Source organism: Chamaesiphon sp., from assembly GCF_041738855.1.
Classification (GTDB): domain Bacteria; phylum Cyanobacteriota; class Cyanobacteriia; order Cyanobacteriales; family Chamaesiphonaceae; genus Chamaesiphon.
The window spans coordinates 1-14,603 of record NZ_JBGSPA010000094.1 but is presented as its reverse complement, the minus strand read 5'-3'; the positions used below and the strand labels follow the sequence as shown (position 1 = coordinate 14,603).

General features: G+C 45.3%; 17 protein-coding genes and 2 pseudogenes. 6 read left to right on the top strand and 13 right to left on the bottom strand.

Annotated elements, in window-relative coordinates:
• Nucleotides 1-423: 423 nt before the first annotated feature.
• Complete coding sequence (locus ACEW9I_RS09100; protein ID WP_373540030.1) at nucleotides 424-705, top strand: hypothetical protein; 282 nt, start codon at nucleotides 424-426, stop codon at nucleotides 703-705.
• A 75-nt stretch (nucleotides 706-780) separates the two neighbouring features.
• Here ACEW9I_RS09100 and ACEW9I_RS09095 read toward each other — a convergent pair whose 3' ends face one another.
• Complete coding sequence (locus ACEW9I_RS09095; protein WP_373540029.1) at nucleotides 781-1,248, bottom strand: hypothetical protein; 468 nt, start codon at nucleotides 1,246-1,248, stop codon at nucleotides 781-783.
• Between the two features lie 246 nt (nucleotides 1,249-1,494).
• Here ACEW9I_RS09095 and ACEW9I_RS09090 point away from each other — a divergent pair, with 246 nt between their 5' ends.
• Nucleotides 1,495-1,785, top strand: coding sequence for a hypothetical protein (locus ACEW9I_RS09090; protein WP_373540028.1), 291 nt, complete (start codon nucleotides 1,495-1,497; stop codon nucleotides 1,783-1,785).
• A 260-nt stretch (nucleotides 1,786-2,045) separates the two neighbouring features.
• Here the strand turns inward: ACEW9I_RS09090 and ACEW9I_RS09085 are convergent, their stop codons facing one another.
• The 9 genes from ACEW9I_RS09085 to ACEW9I_RS09045 all read right to left on the bottom strand — a co-directional run bounded on the left by ACEW9I_RS09085 (nucleotide 2,046) and on the right by ACEW9I_RS09045 (nucleotide 10,431).
• Nucleotides 2,046-5,672: an NB-ARC domain-containing protein gene (locus ACEW9I_RS09085; protein WP_373540027.1), complete on the bottom strand. Its 3,627-nt coding sequence runs from the start codon at nucleotides 5,670-5,672 to the stop codon at nucleotides 2,046-2,048.
• A 446-nt stretch (nucleotides 5,673-6,118) separates the two neighbouring features.
• On the bottom strand, nucleotides 6,119-6,394 hold the full coding sequence (locus ACEW9I_RS09080; protein WP_373540026.1) for a hypothetical protein: 276 nt from the start codon (nucleotides 6,392-6,394) through the stop codon (nucleotides 6,119-6,121).
• 44 nt (nucleotides 6,395-6,438) lie between these two features.
• Nucleotides 6,439-7,098 (bottom strand): glutathione S-transferase family protein, encoded by a 660-nt coding sequence (locus ACEW9I_RS09075; protein WP_373540025.1) that lies wholly within the window; start codon nucleotides 7,096-7,098, stop codon nucleotides 6,439-6,441.
• 25 nt (nucleotides 7,099-7,123) lie between these two features.
• Nucleotides 7,124-7,618, bottom strand: coding sequence for a hypothetical protein (locus ACEW9I_RS09070; RefSeq protein ID WP_373540024.1), 495 nt, complete (start codon nucleotides 7,616-7,618; stop codon nucleotides 7,124-7,126).
• 31 nt (nucleotides 7,619-7,649) lie between these two features.
• A complete protein-coding gene (locus ACEW9I_RS09065; RefSeq protein ID WP_373540023.1) occupies nucleotides 7,650-8,090 on the bottom strand; it encodes an ester cyclase in 441 nt (146 codons plus the stop codon).
• 22 nt (nucleotides 8,091-8,112) lie between these two features.
• Nucleotides 8,113-8,598 (bottom strand): hypothetical protein, encoded by a 486-nt coding sequence (locus ACEW9I_RS09060; RefSeq protein ID WP_373540022.1) that lies wholly within the window; start codon nucleotides 8,596-8,598, stop codon nucleotides 8,113-8,115.
• 29 nt (nucleotides 8,599-8,627) lie between these two features.
• Nucleotides 8,628-9,146: a DUF3574 domain-containing protein gene (locus ACEW9I_RS09055; protein WP_373540021.1), complete on the bottom strand. Its 519-nt coding sequence runs from the start codon at nucleotides 9,144-9,146 to the stop codon at nucleotides 8,628-8,630.
• A complete protein-coding gene (locus ACEW9I_RS09050) occupies nucleotides 9,133-9,687 on the bottom strand; it encodes an adenylate kinase (protein ID WP_373540020.1) in 555 nt (184 codons plus the stop codon). Before ACEW9I_RS09050 ends, ACEW9I_RS09055 begins: the two co-directional genes overlap by 14 nt.
• A gap of 234 nt (nucleotides 9,688-9,921) precedes the next feature.
• Nucleotides 9,922-10,431, bottom strand: coding sequence for a hypothetical protein (locus ACEW9I_RS09045; protein WP_373540019.1), 510 nt, complete (start codon nucleotides 10,429-10,431; stop codon nucleotides 9,922-9,924).
• 158 nt (nucleotides 10,432-10,589) lie between these two features.
• On the opposite strand from ACEW9I_RS09045, the gene ACEW9I_RS09040 reads away from it, so the two are divergent.
• From ACEW9I_RS09040 to ACEW9I_RS09030, 3 genes are all read left to right on the top strand, one after another.
• Nucleotides 10,590-11,060 carry a cupin domain-containing protein gene (locus ACEW9I_RS09040; protein ID WP_373540018.1) on the top strand — a complete coding sequence of 157 codons (471 nt, stop codon included), beginning with the start codon at nucleotides 10,590-10,592 and terminating at the stop codon, nucleotides 11,058-11,060.
• A gap of 54 nt (nucleotides 11,061-11,114) precedes the next feature.
• Nucleotides 11,115-11,411, top strand: a complete 297-nt coding sequence (locus tag ACEW9I_RS09035; protein WP_373540017.1) for a hypothetical protein — start codon at nucleotides 11,115-11,117, stop codon at nucleotides 11,409-11,411.
• Nucleotides 11,412-11,564: 153 nt separating this feature from the next.
• A complete protein-coding gene (locus tag ACEW9I_RS09030) occupies nucleotides 11,565-12,299 on the top strand; it encodes a MerR family transcriptional regulator (RefSeq protein WP_373540016.1) in 735 nt (244 codons plus the stop codon).
• Between the two features lie 149 nt (nucleotides 12,300-12,448).
• Here the strand turns inward: ACEW9I_RS09030 and ACEW9I_RS09025 are convergent, their stop codons facing one another.
• On the bottom strand, nucleotides 12,449-13,225 hold the full coding sequence (locus ACEW9I_RS09025) for a cyclopropane-fatty-acyl-phospholipid synthase family protein (protein ID WP_373540015.1): 777 nt from the start codon (nucleotides 13,223-13,225) through the stop codon (nucleotides 12,449-12,451).
• Nucleotides 13,226-13,297: 72 nt separating this feature from the next.
• Between ACEW9I_RS09025 and ACEW9I_RS09020 the strand changes: the two are divergent.
• Nucleotides 13,298-13,610: pseudogene (locus tag ACEW9I_RS09020) on the top strand (DUF1272 domain-containing protein).
• A gap of 49 nt (nucleotides 13,611-13,659) precedes the next feature.
• On the opposite strand, the gene ACEW9I_RS09015 reads toward ACEW9I_RS09020, so the two are convergent.
• Both ACEW9I_RS09015 and ACEW9I_RS09010 read right to left on the bottom strand, forming a co-directional pair.
• Complete coding sequence (locus ACEW9I_RS09015) at nucleotides 13,660-14,313, bottom strand: glutathione S-transferase family protein (protein ID WP_373540014.1); 654 nt, start codon at nucleotides 14,311-14,313, stop codon at nucleotides 13,660-13,662.
• Between the two features lie 121 nt (nucleotides 14,314-14,434).
• A pseudogene (locus ACEW9I_RS09010) lies at nucleotides 14,435-14,603 on the bottom strand (NADPH-quinone oxidoreductase); the annotation flags it as partial.

Below are 14,603 nucleotides of genomic sequence, written 5' to 3'. Positions count from 1 at the left end.
TGTGCTGATAGTACTCAAATGCTTAAGATTGCACAGTAAGAAAAAGTCACTAAAAGTGTTGTATTTTGGAAACCATCGAGACTAGATGTCACAGCAAAGCCGAGCGATCGACTCACAGCCCTGTCTATCATTGTTTTCAGTCGTTGGCGTAGCCTACCGGAGGTAATCGCCTTCGCAAAATCCGATCTGTGAAAATCTTGACTTGCACCCAAAAGTGAGATCGGATGGAGCCGAAATAACTCACTTTTTATGACTTTTTCCCACCTTTCCAAGTTGTTTTCAGAATTCAAAGTTAGTTTTGGGGCAACCAAATAACTGACTTTATCTAACTTTTTATTACTGTTAATACTTTAAGAAAATATTAGACTTAATCTCTATACACCCCGAATCACAGCAAGATGCGCTTCACATTTATAGATCGCTATGGAAAACCATCCAGCTCGAAACATCAGATTGGATCTCGATCGACATCATCTTGCCGATCGGATTTATACTTGCATGGAGAATGGCGATATTTTTGGGGCGATCTATTGGATCGATAGAGAAATTGCCATCGATCCAAATTGTGCTTATTTATATGCAGAGCGGGCAAACTTTCGGCAGCAGATCGGAGATCTGTCAGGCGCGATCGTCGATTACGATCGGGCAATCGATCTCCAACCCCACAATCAATTATTCAAACAGTGGCGCGATCTCTTGGGATAAAAGTGTTCCCCTGGATTTTTTCCCGGATTAGATCCGAAAAATTAGTTTACATTTATTCGATCCTGTTGGTAAGTTTTAGGGCTTTGTACGAGGATCTTCGCCATTTGGAAAACCAGGAGTAGTACTGCTAGGGACAATTTTTACTTTCAGTAAAACTCGCTTAATTATTAACTTTTTCTCGGTTAAAATCGTAACAACTTTTTGATGTGTTCCAGCACTTAATCCGCTTGAATTTAGGCTTGCCTCTATTTCACCGCGACGATTTGTGTCGATCTGACCATTGTGAGTGTTCAGATTAAATGGGTGCGGTGGCGTAACGATAAATTTGGTATGACCGAGTGGAACTTTAACGTCGATTTTGAATACTTTTTGATTTAGTTGTTCATTAACCTTGTGGGTGCCAAAATCGACAACTTCATCAACTTGCTGTGGGTTGATGTTGATGTTGATGTTGGGGGTAAGCGACGGTTCGGATTTGGCAGGAAGTGACATGGAGAGAATGGGAACCGCTAGTAGCGGTAAAAGTAGGGAATGAAGTTTCATAGTTTTAGTGTGGTGAAGGATTAGTGTCTTTTATGCGCTGTTATCGTTAGTACGGGTCTGACATCAGATTGGATTTGAAAATCTGAATTTCAGATCGGCAACGCCGTTTTTTGCTTGGTAACTTGCGAAGTTGTGAAATCCAATTTACTGTGTCCTCCGTACTAAAGGTAACTGTCAAAGATTTACCTTCAAAATGTCAGATTTTTGACACGAGGATCTAACTCACCATCATTGAGAAAAATCACCATGAAACCTATTGCTAATTTTGTCGATCGTCCAAAGGACAGGCTCCGCCAACGAGTTAACGTTCAACAACAGTCCAGATTGTTGAGCCGGAAAAATGTCTTGTTGTCTTCCTTGTTGCTAATTGGGATCTTCCTGGGTACAACAGATGCGGCATTTGCTGGCTCGACATCAGTGGCTAATCCCGCTACCAAAGTGAACGATTTGCTACGACCTGGGAGCGAGAAAAAACCTCCCGTTGTCAAAGAACCTCCCGTTATTAATACGAGTAATATACTTGCTAGCGAGTGCTAATTTTTAGGCGGAAAAGTACTTGACCGTGGCAATGGCAGTCTTTGTGCTTCAAAACAGGTGTGCGCTATAAACGGCAATGCCGTCTGTATTACTAAGTAAATTAATGTTGCATCGATCGCGGAAGCTAGACTTATCCCAATACGATTCGTTTAACTAGCTTCGTTCGAGGTTAAAATCCCCCAAACCCCCTTAAAAAGGGGGCTAAAAGTTCGATCTCTCTTCACCACCAACCTCGAGTAGGGGCAATTCATGAATTGCCCCTACTCGATCGCCCCCAAAAGTTCTAAAGCCATTTTCTGGGCGGTAGTTAAACCCTTTGCGCCACCAATTTTCATCCCTTCATATAGTCGATCGAGTCGCAAAGTTTGGAGACAATCGCCAGTGCGAATATCCCAAATTTTCATCGTTTCATCGTAACTACCACTGGCTAATAAATAAGGAGTAGCCGGATTGGGACAAAATGCGATCGATGAAACAATATCGGTGTGTGCAGTTAGAGTCATAGTGCAATTACCCGTAGCCACATTCCATAGTTTAATCGTGCTGTCACCGCTACCAGTAGCCAAGATCGCGCCGCCTGCGTCATTAAAATCGGGTGCAAAAGCAACTCCATAAACGCAATCGCGATGTCCGCGAAAAGTCATCAAACATGCACCCGTATCTACGCACCATACCTTCGCCGTACCATCCGCGCTCCCACTAGCGATCGATCTACCGTCGGCACTAAAGGCTACTGACTCGATTCTCCGCTCGTGTCCTAATAATTTGCGACAAACTTGGGTCTGAAAATCCCAGATCTGGACGTAATTCTCCATACCACCCGTGGCTAATAAAGGTGCCTGGGGATGGAACGCGATCGCCCAAATTATCCCACTATGTAGTCCCTCAATCGTCTGTAATAATCGATCGGTCTTGAGATCCCACAGTCGCACTTTGCCAGTATAGCCACCGATCGCGAGTAGTTGGCAAGCTCGATCGACTGTGACGACCGTATTCCACCGATCGTCTGTTATCGCTGCTTTCAGAGTGCCCGTTTCAGTATTCCACAACCGAATATCTTCCTCAAAACTGGCAGCAGCTAAGATTTCTGAAGTTGCATTATCGGTGTGCCGTAAAAATGCTAACGACCAAATCCAGATCTTCGACCCCCAGAAGGTTTGCAAACAGGTGGCAGTGGCTAGATCCCAAATGCCGATTGTATGACCGCTTCCACCCCCGGCCACCTTGTCTCCAGCGGTATTCCAGGCAATTGCTCTCACCATATTGCCATGTCCCTGAATCGTCCGAATACATTGCCCTGTGGAGATCTGCCACACCCTGATGGTTCGATCCATACTACCGCTGACGATCGTTTGTCCGTCACTAGTCCAGGCGATCGATGTTACCCAGGCAGTATGTCCAGTCAATGTTTTCAGACAAGTTCCCGTCGCCAGATCCCAGAGCTTAATTGTACTGTCTGTAGCTCCACTGATTAATAGTGTGCCTGCGGGATCGATCGCACAAGTAATGAGGCGATCGCGATGTCCGCTGCAAGTTTGTAGACAGTTTCCCGTTGCTAGATCCCAAATTTTGAGGGTGCGATCGGAACTTGCTGTAACAATTGAACGATCGTGAGGATGAGTGGCGATCGAGTTAATTTCCTCTAGGTGTGCCGCTTGCGTCCACAAACACACTCCCGTCTCTAGCTCCCACAGTTTGAGCGTTCCATCCACCCCCCCAGTAATCAGGCGATCGGTACCGACGATCTCGATCGATTTAATTTGCGCTGGATGTCCGACAAAGGTTCGCAAACATTCACCCGTAGCTAGATCCCACAATTTTGCAGTCCGATCGTCACTCCCAGTGACTAGATGCCGATTGTTGGGATGGATGGCGATCTGAAAAAAAGCGGTATGTTCCATCAATATGTGCCGACATTCACCCGTGGCGACATCCCATAATTTGACGATCGATTCCTCACTAGAAGTCGCCAAGCTGCTACCATCGGGACTAAATATCGACGACCACACTAAGTTGTTGTGTGCTTTAGTCTGCCGTAACAGTTGTCCGGTGGCTAATTGCCACAGATTGACATTACCATTGGTATCACCTGTTGCCAGCACTCGATCGTCGGGACTCAAGCCAATGGACAATAAACTCCCCAAGCGATCGGCAAAGACAGATCGATCGAGATCGGTATTGGTAAAATTAACAAGATGTAAATTGGTTTCTTTTAAATATGCCTGCCACACACATAAATCGGATAGATCTAATTCTGTCAGATCTGCACCCAAACGCACGAGCAGATTCAACAGATTTCCGGCGGCATAATCTCTCTGTTGGCGGGGTAAGGTAACGATAATTGCTCTTAATCTGGCTGCGAGTTGGGTTTTGGATAAAGAGACACGATTGATAATTTCATCGACAATCGATCGAGCTTGAGTTTGCCGAATATAATCTTTAGCAGTCGCTTTTAGTAGCGCGTAATTTTGCAGGTATTTACCGATCTTATCTTCCCTAATTTCCTGACATACATTATTAATCAACTGCTCGGTAACGTATTCCATCACCACAGGCTGTTGAGAAAAATTCATCCCTTGAGTAGATGTTGCAGTTTCAATTAAACTGCGTCTGCTCAAAGAGCGGAGAATATCTGGTAAGTGTTGTCGATCTCGATCGGAAATTAGATCCTGTTGAATTTCGGTAAGTGAGCCAAATTCCCGATTTATTGCCAGCCAATACATTACTTGTCGTTCCAACTCCGACAATCGATCGAATTGTTGCTGCAATAAGTCCCGAATATCATCGAATAATAGGCTACTATTCTCCGTTTCAATTTGAGCCAGAAACTGTTCTAAACTACCCCCAAATAGCTCGATCGTCATCGCTGAGACTATTTTTAAGGCAAGGGGATTTCCGGCGTAGTTTCGGGATAAATCTTGCCATCGATCTGGGGTTGTCGCTGATATGCCTCGTTGTTCCATAATCGTTTGTGCCGATCGATCGTCGATCCCTGTCAGAGCGAGCGATCTGACAACGTTATTTTCCCCTTCTAATAAAGCAATATCCTTGGGCTTTTCCCGACTGGTTAAGATGACACAACTCTGATGACGAATCTCTCCTAACTGTCGCAACAATTCCCCATACTCCTCATAACCCGCTCGATAAATTCCTGCCCGCTCTTTGCCCTGTAAAATCGATTCCGCGTTGTCTAATACCACCACACAGCGGGACTGACGTAGATATTGGATGAGTTCGGCGATCTGCGCTGAGACACCCTTTGCACCACGATCTGATTGCTGCTGCCGATCGCGGAAAAATTGGAGTAAATCTGCGAGTATGTTAGTTAAAGGTGGCGCATTGCGAAGCGATCGCCAGATAATATGTTCGTAGCCATTCTGCTGCAACCGTTCGACTAGTTTTACTGTCAGGGCAGTTTTGCCAATTCCTCCCATCCCCAAGATCGCTACTAATCTCGAAGGTACACCATCATTAATCGGCACAATCCAATCCTGAAGTTGTTGGAGTTCCAGTTCCCGCCCCTGAAAGCCGAACACTTCCATTGCTTCGCCCCAGTCGATCTGTGTCGCTTGTTGTTGCTGGTTTGGCGAAATAGATCGATTGACGACAATCGGGGTTGCTGTTGGTTCTGCTAATCCGCGTCCATATTGCCCAAAGGCAGAGGTTAAAGTGTTTTTAGTTACCTTTACCCCCAACACCTGACTCAACAGCTTCCACAGCCGCGAACCGACCTCTTTGATGTAGTCTTCATCATAGCCCGATCGATCTGCCATCGCCGCATAGCTATCTCCCGCCCAAGTTTGCCGCAAGACAAACTCTTGGATCTGCATCAAAATTTTGGGTTTGAGCAACCCATCCAAGATTTCCAGAGCTTCATCGGGAGTCATAAGCACAGGTGATCGACACAAGTAATGTCAACTGTTGTTATCAACACGATCGCATCATATCAGGATCGAGGTTGCCGATCCGATCTCCTGTTACCATTAGTTTTTTTTCACTTCCAGTTAGCACAATGTTGTTTTCTCTCACCACTGAATCAGATCGATCTCACAACCACAACACCCGATAACTATCGATCACTTATCTATTCGCTATAGATCGCAATCCTTATCCCGAATTGACGTTAAAACTAATGTTGAATTAGAAGTTGTGATAAATCGGGTGGGAACGGTTGTTTATGAACAAACTGACCTGTGGCGAGATACTCCAGTTCGGCGGGAGTCGAGTACCGTCCCAGGATTTGATTGCGATGGGATTGGCGATCGATCGGCAGTAACCGTGGGTCGATCGGCTACTATTAGATTCTGTCCAAGAGCTGAGAGTGCCAATGCCGTCATCGAAATGGCATTCGCAGATCGAGCCAGTGGCGGGCTTCATCGTCAGAGCCAAATTCGAGCGAGCGATTGCTAACCGGATCGTAGCCTTGCCAGTAGACATTGCCATTGCGATCGCGCTTTTTCCAGAAAATGGGTTCCTGACGCGGATCGAAGGCTGTGACGATCGCCTGACGAAGTTTGCCAAACCAAGATTTATGTTGGGATCGATCGGCTGTTAGATGTTCGATCGCATGAGTTTCCAGATCGATCTTGTGGCCAGTTTTAGAATTCACGATGTTTGTTACCTGTGGGTACTTAAAAAGAGATGTGCAGGAGACTAGAACTTAGCTTGAACCAGCCGCCCATAGCGTTCGAGATAAAACTCTGGTGAATTGGCGATCGATCGCACCGCTTCCCGCTCGGCTACTGCTGCCTCCCACTCCTGAAGTCGATCGAGTCCAGATGGCAACCCAAAGCCTCGGAAATGCTCCAATACGGCTAATTGCTCGAACCAAGGATGAAAAGTCAGATCGACGAGACTCAGTTCTGTTCCCAGCCAGTAGGGGGCACTAGCGGGATTTTTACGCAAACCCTCATGCTCCATGAAGAGCAGATGCTCGCTCAGTTCGTTTAATAACGTCGTTGGGTGCGGATCGCGACCGTGTAACAGTTTTCCAGTAGTAGCAAACAAGCGGGTATCGGCAAAGTTAATCCAAATCCGCGCTTGTGCCCGCTGCATGGGATCTGTAGGTAAAAGTGGTGGATCGGGAAATGTTTCCTCCAGATATTCATTGACGATCGCCGATTCCCAGACGCGGTTATCGCCATGTTTGAGGACGGGGACTTTGCCATAAGGCGAAATTTCGAGAAAGTTAGTAGGCTTATTTTGGGGGTCGATTTCGATCGACTCAAAAGGAACACCTTTTACTTGCAAGGTTAACCGCACTCGGTGAGCAAAAGGACACAGAACTGCACTATAAAGTTGAATTTGAGACATGGTAAAACTCCTCAATCTTCATGTTTCATGCTGCTGTTGGTTGTTGCGCCGCTGCTGCTTGCGCTGCTGCAACCAAAGATTCTGGTGACATAAAAGCGAGATATCGATCGACCAGCTCTGGTGGTAACAATTCGATGAGTAATTGATTTTCTACCCAGAATTCAATTACATCAAAGTAGTTATCGCCGCGACGACAATGCGCCATCCGCCAGCCTTCTCGTTCGGCGAGCGATTGAATTTGAGCGATGCTGAGTGGGACAGAAATAGCCGTATGATTGGCGGTGTAAATCGATGCTGCTGGATTGGATCGCAGTTGACATGCTTCATTAGCCGCATCACCTGGGAATAAGGCAGTACCGAACGGATGAACTTCAACCATCGTTCCCTGGGGATCGAAAGCCAGCGCGACGTAGCTACTGGGATGACCTGGAAAGGGGACAGATTGTCCTTGCAATATTTCTGCTAGCACTTCGCTAACGTGCAGTGGATTGTGTGCGGCGATTGAAATGTGGTGAATCATAAAATTAACTCCATTAAATTTTGGCGATCGGTCATACAGCCATTTCTGGTTGCGGAATCAATCCGAGCTGTTGCATCATCGTCAGATCGTCTCGGATGACCCAATGCTCGGCTACCTTGCTATCCTGGACTCGTAAAATGTGAATCTGTCGCTGGCAAATTGACTTGCCAGTAGGCGGCATTTCCAGAAAACCTGGAAATAAACCTTGATGGGTGGCAGTAAGGGTACAGCGCATCACGACCTTATCTCCTTCGGCAATGAGATCTTCAATTGCGTGATGATGATCGGGGAATGCTTGAGTAATGGTGTGAATGAATTGCTTCATCGACTCAGGATCTCGCGATGCCACGGGGGTAGGATCGTGATTGGTAAACTCTGGATGGACTAATTCATCGATCGCATCGACGTTGCGTTGATTGAAAACTTCTTCGTAAAAACGGCGGACGATCTCTTTATTGGCGGTAGTAGACATCTTAAAATTCTCCTGGATAAGTTTATGAAACTGGAGCAAATTCGATCGGCTGACTTAGAATTCGATCGATCGATTCTGGTTGCATAGCTTGTAGATATTGGGGTGCAAACTCTGGTGAGAAAAACTCAAACAACCAGCGATTCTCGACCCAAAACTCGACTGCACTGAAGGGGATGCCATCTCCCTGTCTGCGGATGAGGACGCGCCAGCCCTCCCTCTGTCCGATCTGTTCGATTTGCTGATGAGTAATAGGTACAGAGATGGCTACATGAGCAGAAACAAAATCGGTAGGTGTAGTTTGGCTTACTTTAGCTGCTTCGACATCGGCACCCGGCACCCAAACATCACCCGATTTGAATACCACAATATGAGTGCCATAGTTGTCAAAAGGTATCACAAGATAACTACCAGGAATGAGAAATTCATACACTTTTCCCTTCCAGATTTCTGCCAGTACGCCAGCTACCCGTAACGGATCGCGAGCATCGATCGAAATATGATGAATCATGAGATTAACTCCGTTAGATAAGTCGGATCTTAAAAAGCGGCGCAAGATAGATTGTCGGCACGGAGTACAGATTGTTGTTGAAAAGCAGTGATATAAGCTTTGCGAATCTGTTCGATCTGCTGGTTACTACTTGCCGCAATTGGGTAGATTAAGATTAATAGTTTCGATCGCTCTTGCAGAATGGCACCACGAGCATCTTTGAATTGACCTTGCCCAGAAATTACGGTGAAGCCGTCGGGGAATCTGGGCGTGACTTCGCGATCGAGAAACCGTTGAAATTCAGCATTATTTACTTTGACTCCATTTGATTTACGCAACCCAAAGAATAGTTCGGTACGAGCAACAGGTTTACTCGCTGGAATATTGCTACAGAACTGCTGAGGATTTTTAGCGATCGATCGTGGTTCGATCTCATCTGTGCTGGAGTGATTTTGAGGGACAGACAAGGTAGAAATACCGTTGGCGTAGCCTCTCAGAATGAGAATCGTCAATAATCCCGCACAAATCAGACTCTGAGTGACATAGTTTCTCCATTCAAGTTTTCTCATCACTGACAATATTTTTGGTGGCAGTGACCGGATCTATCGATACCAAAAACTGCTCAATTTGCTGAGAAGATCTCAGATGATAGACATTTTTAGTGTTTTTAGCCTTTTGGATATACTCGCGATATTTTGGAGTTAAATATCGATCGCATAACCACAACGCCCGATAACTAGTTATCGAACTCTTCAAGATTGGGCTATTTTCCGGCCAGCCTGCTGGTGGATTAAAACTACCCGTTAACATCCTTTTAGTCACCCACCAAAAATGTAAATACAGTGGCAAATCGACAAATACTAAACTATCTGCTGCATCCAGTCTCGGCCAAAGTGTTTCCATACAACCAAAGCCATCAATAATCCAGCGATCGGTAGCCAGAATTTGGGCGTGAATGCGCTGATATTCTGCGACTGGAACGGCAACACCATTTGCTTGAAATTGGATTTTATCCAAGCTGTGTAGTGGGGAATCTAGGATTTCTGATAACTTCTGGCTTAAAGTTGATTTCCCGCCACCAGCATTGCCAAACACTGCTACTTTCTTCATGTTTCCTCTTCTTTTGTATATAATGCGATCGATCGACTCGCTCTAGATTGCAAGATCTATTTTTAAATTAAGATCGGAGTGGATTGGATTAGGGTAAAAATCGCCAACTTTTGAAATAATTCATTGACAGGCGATCGCCGATCTATTTGCTATTGCTAGAAATTTAATCGTTGGCGCAGCCTCTGTGCAAGAGGTTGGCGCAGCCTCTGTGCAAGAGAATTGATTCAACTATCCTCATGCTTTAACAGTGACGTTGAAAGGAACGATGTCTGCGCTAAACTTTCGACTCCGAATAACAACGACATATTTTCCAGATGCTAGATTTCTGGTAAATGAATGCGAAAAAGAACCCGAACTTTTAGCAATTATTTCCCCCGGATCGAGTACACGATTATTATTAAAGTCCCGCACTAATAACAAATCGGTTGCTCCTCCGTTAGATGTACCGCTAAAGCGTACGGTAGAGTTACGAACGAGGGTAAATTGCCGGAAATCTTGGGCATCGTCGGTAGTGGTCACATCGCCTTTAATCGTCCGAGATTGCCCGTTATCCACATTCCCCTCATCATCTGCTGCACTGAGGCTATTGTCAAAATCGGGTGTAGCAAGGGCTGGGGTAGCCAATCCAGCACAAGTTAATAGACCGATTAATGTTAATGTGAGACTAGATTTGAAAAAATTCATGACGATCGTTCCTGTTTGTAATTGTGAGTTAGAAAGGATGAAGGTGTTAACCTGCTCCATGTCTTTTAGAATAAGCTTCCACAAATAGTTTGACAGCCAGAAAAGATCGGTAAAAGTCTGCTGTTGACGATCGGAAAAGATCGGATCTTCGATTGCAAAGTATCGTTTGCTTGCTCTTCTTGATATCGGTTTACTTTTTCAGTAAATAGGAGGCTAATATGAACCAATTACCGATTTCAGCCCAATCCGTTCCTGCAACGATGGGCAAAACGATTTATCCCGAACCTTATGCCGCGCAGGTTAAAGGCAGGTTGAAACAAAAGCTGGGTGAGTGTTTTGGGCTAACTCAGTTTGGGGTCAATCTCACACATCTTTCCCCTGGTGCCCTGTCTGCCCTTGCTCATAGTCACTCCAAGCAGGATGAATTCATTTTTATTCTGGAGGGAACCCCAACGCTAGTATTGGGAGAACAGGAATTCTTGATGGTGGCGGGAGATTGCTATGGATTCAAAGCGGGGACAGGTATCGCTCATCAACTAGTTAATCGATCGTCAGCAATTGTGACCTATTTGGAGATCGGCGATCGCACCGCAGGCGATGAAGTTGATTATCCAAATGACGATCTACAAGCAACTCAAATGACTGATGGAACTTGGAAAATAGCACATAAAGATGGCAGTACATATTAGCAGTATAAAGCTTCGATACAATGAAGTAGTAGAGTCTTTTACAGGAGATTCAATATGCGTCAGCTCAAATATTACGTCGCTTGTACGGTAGATCGATTTATTGCTCATCTAGATGGTACACATGATGGTTTTCTGACACAAGGGGAGCATTTTGCAGATTTAATTGCAACATTTCCCGAAACCTTGCTATTTTCAGAAATCGACGAATTGATTCTGAAAGTCAATCCCCTCTTGATCGGAGCGGGTATTCCATTATTTGCAGGTATTTTCAAACAAACTGTGTTAGAACTCACAAACAGCAAGATATACAACAACGGATTTATGTTGCTTTACTATCGATTGAAACATTAAATAGCAGTCATTCATACCCTCATTTTCTCAGGAAGTCTGTTTTATATTCTTAAATTAGCAGCATCCCCCTCTTGACCCTCCCGTTAGGTGAGGGTTTTAAGATAGAAGCGTTCCTGTTTTTTAAGAATGAGAGTAAACAAAGGAGTTACACACATGGAAGCTATAACCTTTAAAGTCGGCGATCTGTCGAAACGGACGAGATTGTCGATCCGGACGCTACACTACTATGATGAAATTGGATTATTATCTCCATCCCATCGGACAGAATCTGGCTATCGCGTTTATGGCAAACAAGATATCATTCGTTTACAGCAAATCATCACTCTCAAGCAAATTGGGTTTTCGTTAGAAGATGTGCGAAGTTGCTTGGATAATGGCGATCGCGCCTTTGCCGAAATGGTTCAATTGCATGTTGCCAAAGTTCGCAAACAGATCGAGCTGTCTCAACAGCTTCTACAACGCTTAGAAAGCATTGAACAAACTGCCGCAAAACTTGATGCAGTTCCTGTTGAAGAAGTTCTTCAGATTATCCAAGTTATGGACATGTTAGAAAATTACTACAGTCCCGAACAACTTGAAACCCTGAAGCAACGTCAAGAACTATTGGGATCGGAAAGAATGCAACAGGCGCAGGTCGATTGGGAAGACCTGATTGCCCAAGTTCATGCGGAAATGGAGCAGGGAACAGACCCAGCTAGCGGAGTGGTTCAAGCCTTAGTGCGTCGTCGGCAAGCTTTAATTCAGGAGTTCACGGGGGGCGATCCCGAAATTGAAGCGGCTTTAAATCAGATGTATGAACAAGGAGGAGAGACAGTTAGCCATTGGGGAGAAAACGATGCTGCCTTAGCGTCCTATATGGAGCGGGCGTTGCAATGCCAGGTCAGTTGAAGATATAGCAGTTAGGACACAACGATTGTTCGCGGAGCGTTCCCGTAGGGTAATCGTCGCTAATAATGCAAAGTCTGCCTACGCAGACTGAGATTGAAAGTGTCTTAATAGTCATAGCGATTGCCATAGCACCCAATGATGGCTTTTTTCTAAACTGCTTGCAGAATATAGAACGTATAACCGTAGGAGTCGCTAAATCGTTCAAACATTTGCATCTCTGCTTCAGTTTCATCAATAACCGATTGTCTTGCAGACAGGCTCCGCCAACGAGTAATTGGAGTGATTTCGACCTGCTGCATCCGCTCGCGCAGGGGTTCGTAATAATTGACCCACCAAGCCTGACTCGGCAGCCGATGGGTAGAAAGTACGCTGAAGCCAGACCGATTTGCCCGAACGATATTCTCAGCCTCACTCCCCATCATTGGATAGGCATTTTGCCAATACGCGATCGCAGCCTCTGGCGGACGATCGATAAACCAACTTAGCTCAGATATAACGGCAATACCACTCTCAGCAAGCAGCGGTCGCCAGAGTTTAAGACCCTGCTCGAACCCAAGATGATAAATCGCGCCCTCAGACCACAGCAAGTCAAACATACCCACTGACCGATCGAGCTTACCCATATCACCTTGAATCGGCACGATTAAATGCTCAAGATCGAGCTGTTTTGCCCGCGCTTTGAGTTCATCGATAAAAACCGCAGAGGAATCGACTGCCACGACCGGACTTTCGTAGTGTTGTGCCAGCAGCAATGCACCAGCACCGCTTCCACATCCGAGATCGACAATTCGCGGCTGGAGGGGCAAAGCAGGAAGATGGCTCAAAATATGGCGCGAGAAGTCAGAGTCACCTGGCCCTTGCCGATCGCGTCCACGGTGTAAATTGATTAAAGCAGCAACATACTCAGTTTGAGTGTCTGTACTCATAGGGATTTTTAGTAACCTTTAATATCGAAAGGATCTTGCCGTCTAACGTTAACGATCGCTAACAGGAGAATTATGCTCGAACTTAGACCAACCTGCGAACATTGTAATAAAGCATTGCCACCAGACTCGATTGAGGCGCGCATTTGTACTTATGAATGTACCTTTTGCGCTACTTGTGTGGATAGTATTTTAGGCAATAATATTTGCCCAAATTGTGGTGGTGGCTTTGTTTCCAGACCGATTCGACCATCGAAAAAACTGGAAAGATAACAATTATCTTAGCAACGATCCTGCCAGCATCAAAGTCAAACATAAGCCAGTAGATCTAGCTGCTTATGCCAAGCTGGTAGCTGCAATTAATAACTTGCCTCCAGAACAACGGTAGTGTAGAAAATACCTAATTAAAGCAGATTAAAGGTAGGGTTAAAATGCTGTTATCGTGTTTCTAGAATTTTCTTAATGGTTGGTAATGCCGCCTGAACCCCCTCTGGAGTTGGTGCCGTTTGTCGAAAACTCTCGCGCTGAGATAATCGCTCGATCCAAGCATTTAAGCCAGGATAAGGAGCTAATGAAATACCAAACATAGCGGCAGATGGAACCAGAGTACCCGCCACAATATCGGCTATCGTAAATGTATTTCCAGTGAAGTAGGGGCGATCTCCGATCGTATCCTCAAAGAATTGCAAAATTGCGTTCGCGCGTTGTCGTGCCTTTTCAACGTTCGTTGGATCGATCTCTACTCCTATCAGTTGCTTGCTTAATGTAATGGCAGCAGGCTGTAACTCAGTTAGGGAAATTATCGAAATCATCCGCGCAATTGCCAATTTATCCAATTCTTTTGGCATTAACTCCGGCACGGGATATTTCGCTTCGAGGTAGTCTAAAATCGCTAATGATTCAAATATCCGCAATCCGTCATCGACGATCGCTGGAACTTGTTGCAGTGGGTTGATGGCAGTAAATTCAGATTGAAATTGTTCGCCATCCAGGTTGACGATAATTGGTTCAAAGGGAATTTGTTTCTCTAGTAAAGTAATCCAAACTCGTTGTGAATTGGCCGAAATCGTCGCGTAGTAAAACTTCAACATATATTTACCTCGATTTAATTGACAAATTGACGATCTGGAACCATTGCCGACCAAACATTGATTCCTGCTCCAGCAAAACTAATCCCGAAGATTACGCCCGATCTAACGAACATGGGGTAATTTAGCGATCGACCGAACCCATAATGATATCGATACTACCGAGAATCACCACGATATCGGCAACTTTGACCCCTTTGAGCAGATGAGGGAGAATTTGGAGATTATTAAAATCAGCAGCGCGAATTTTCCACCGCCAGGGGAAGATACGATCCTCGCCGATGATAAATATC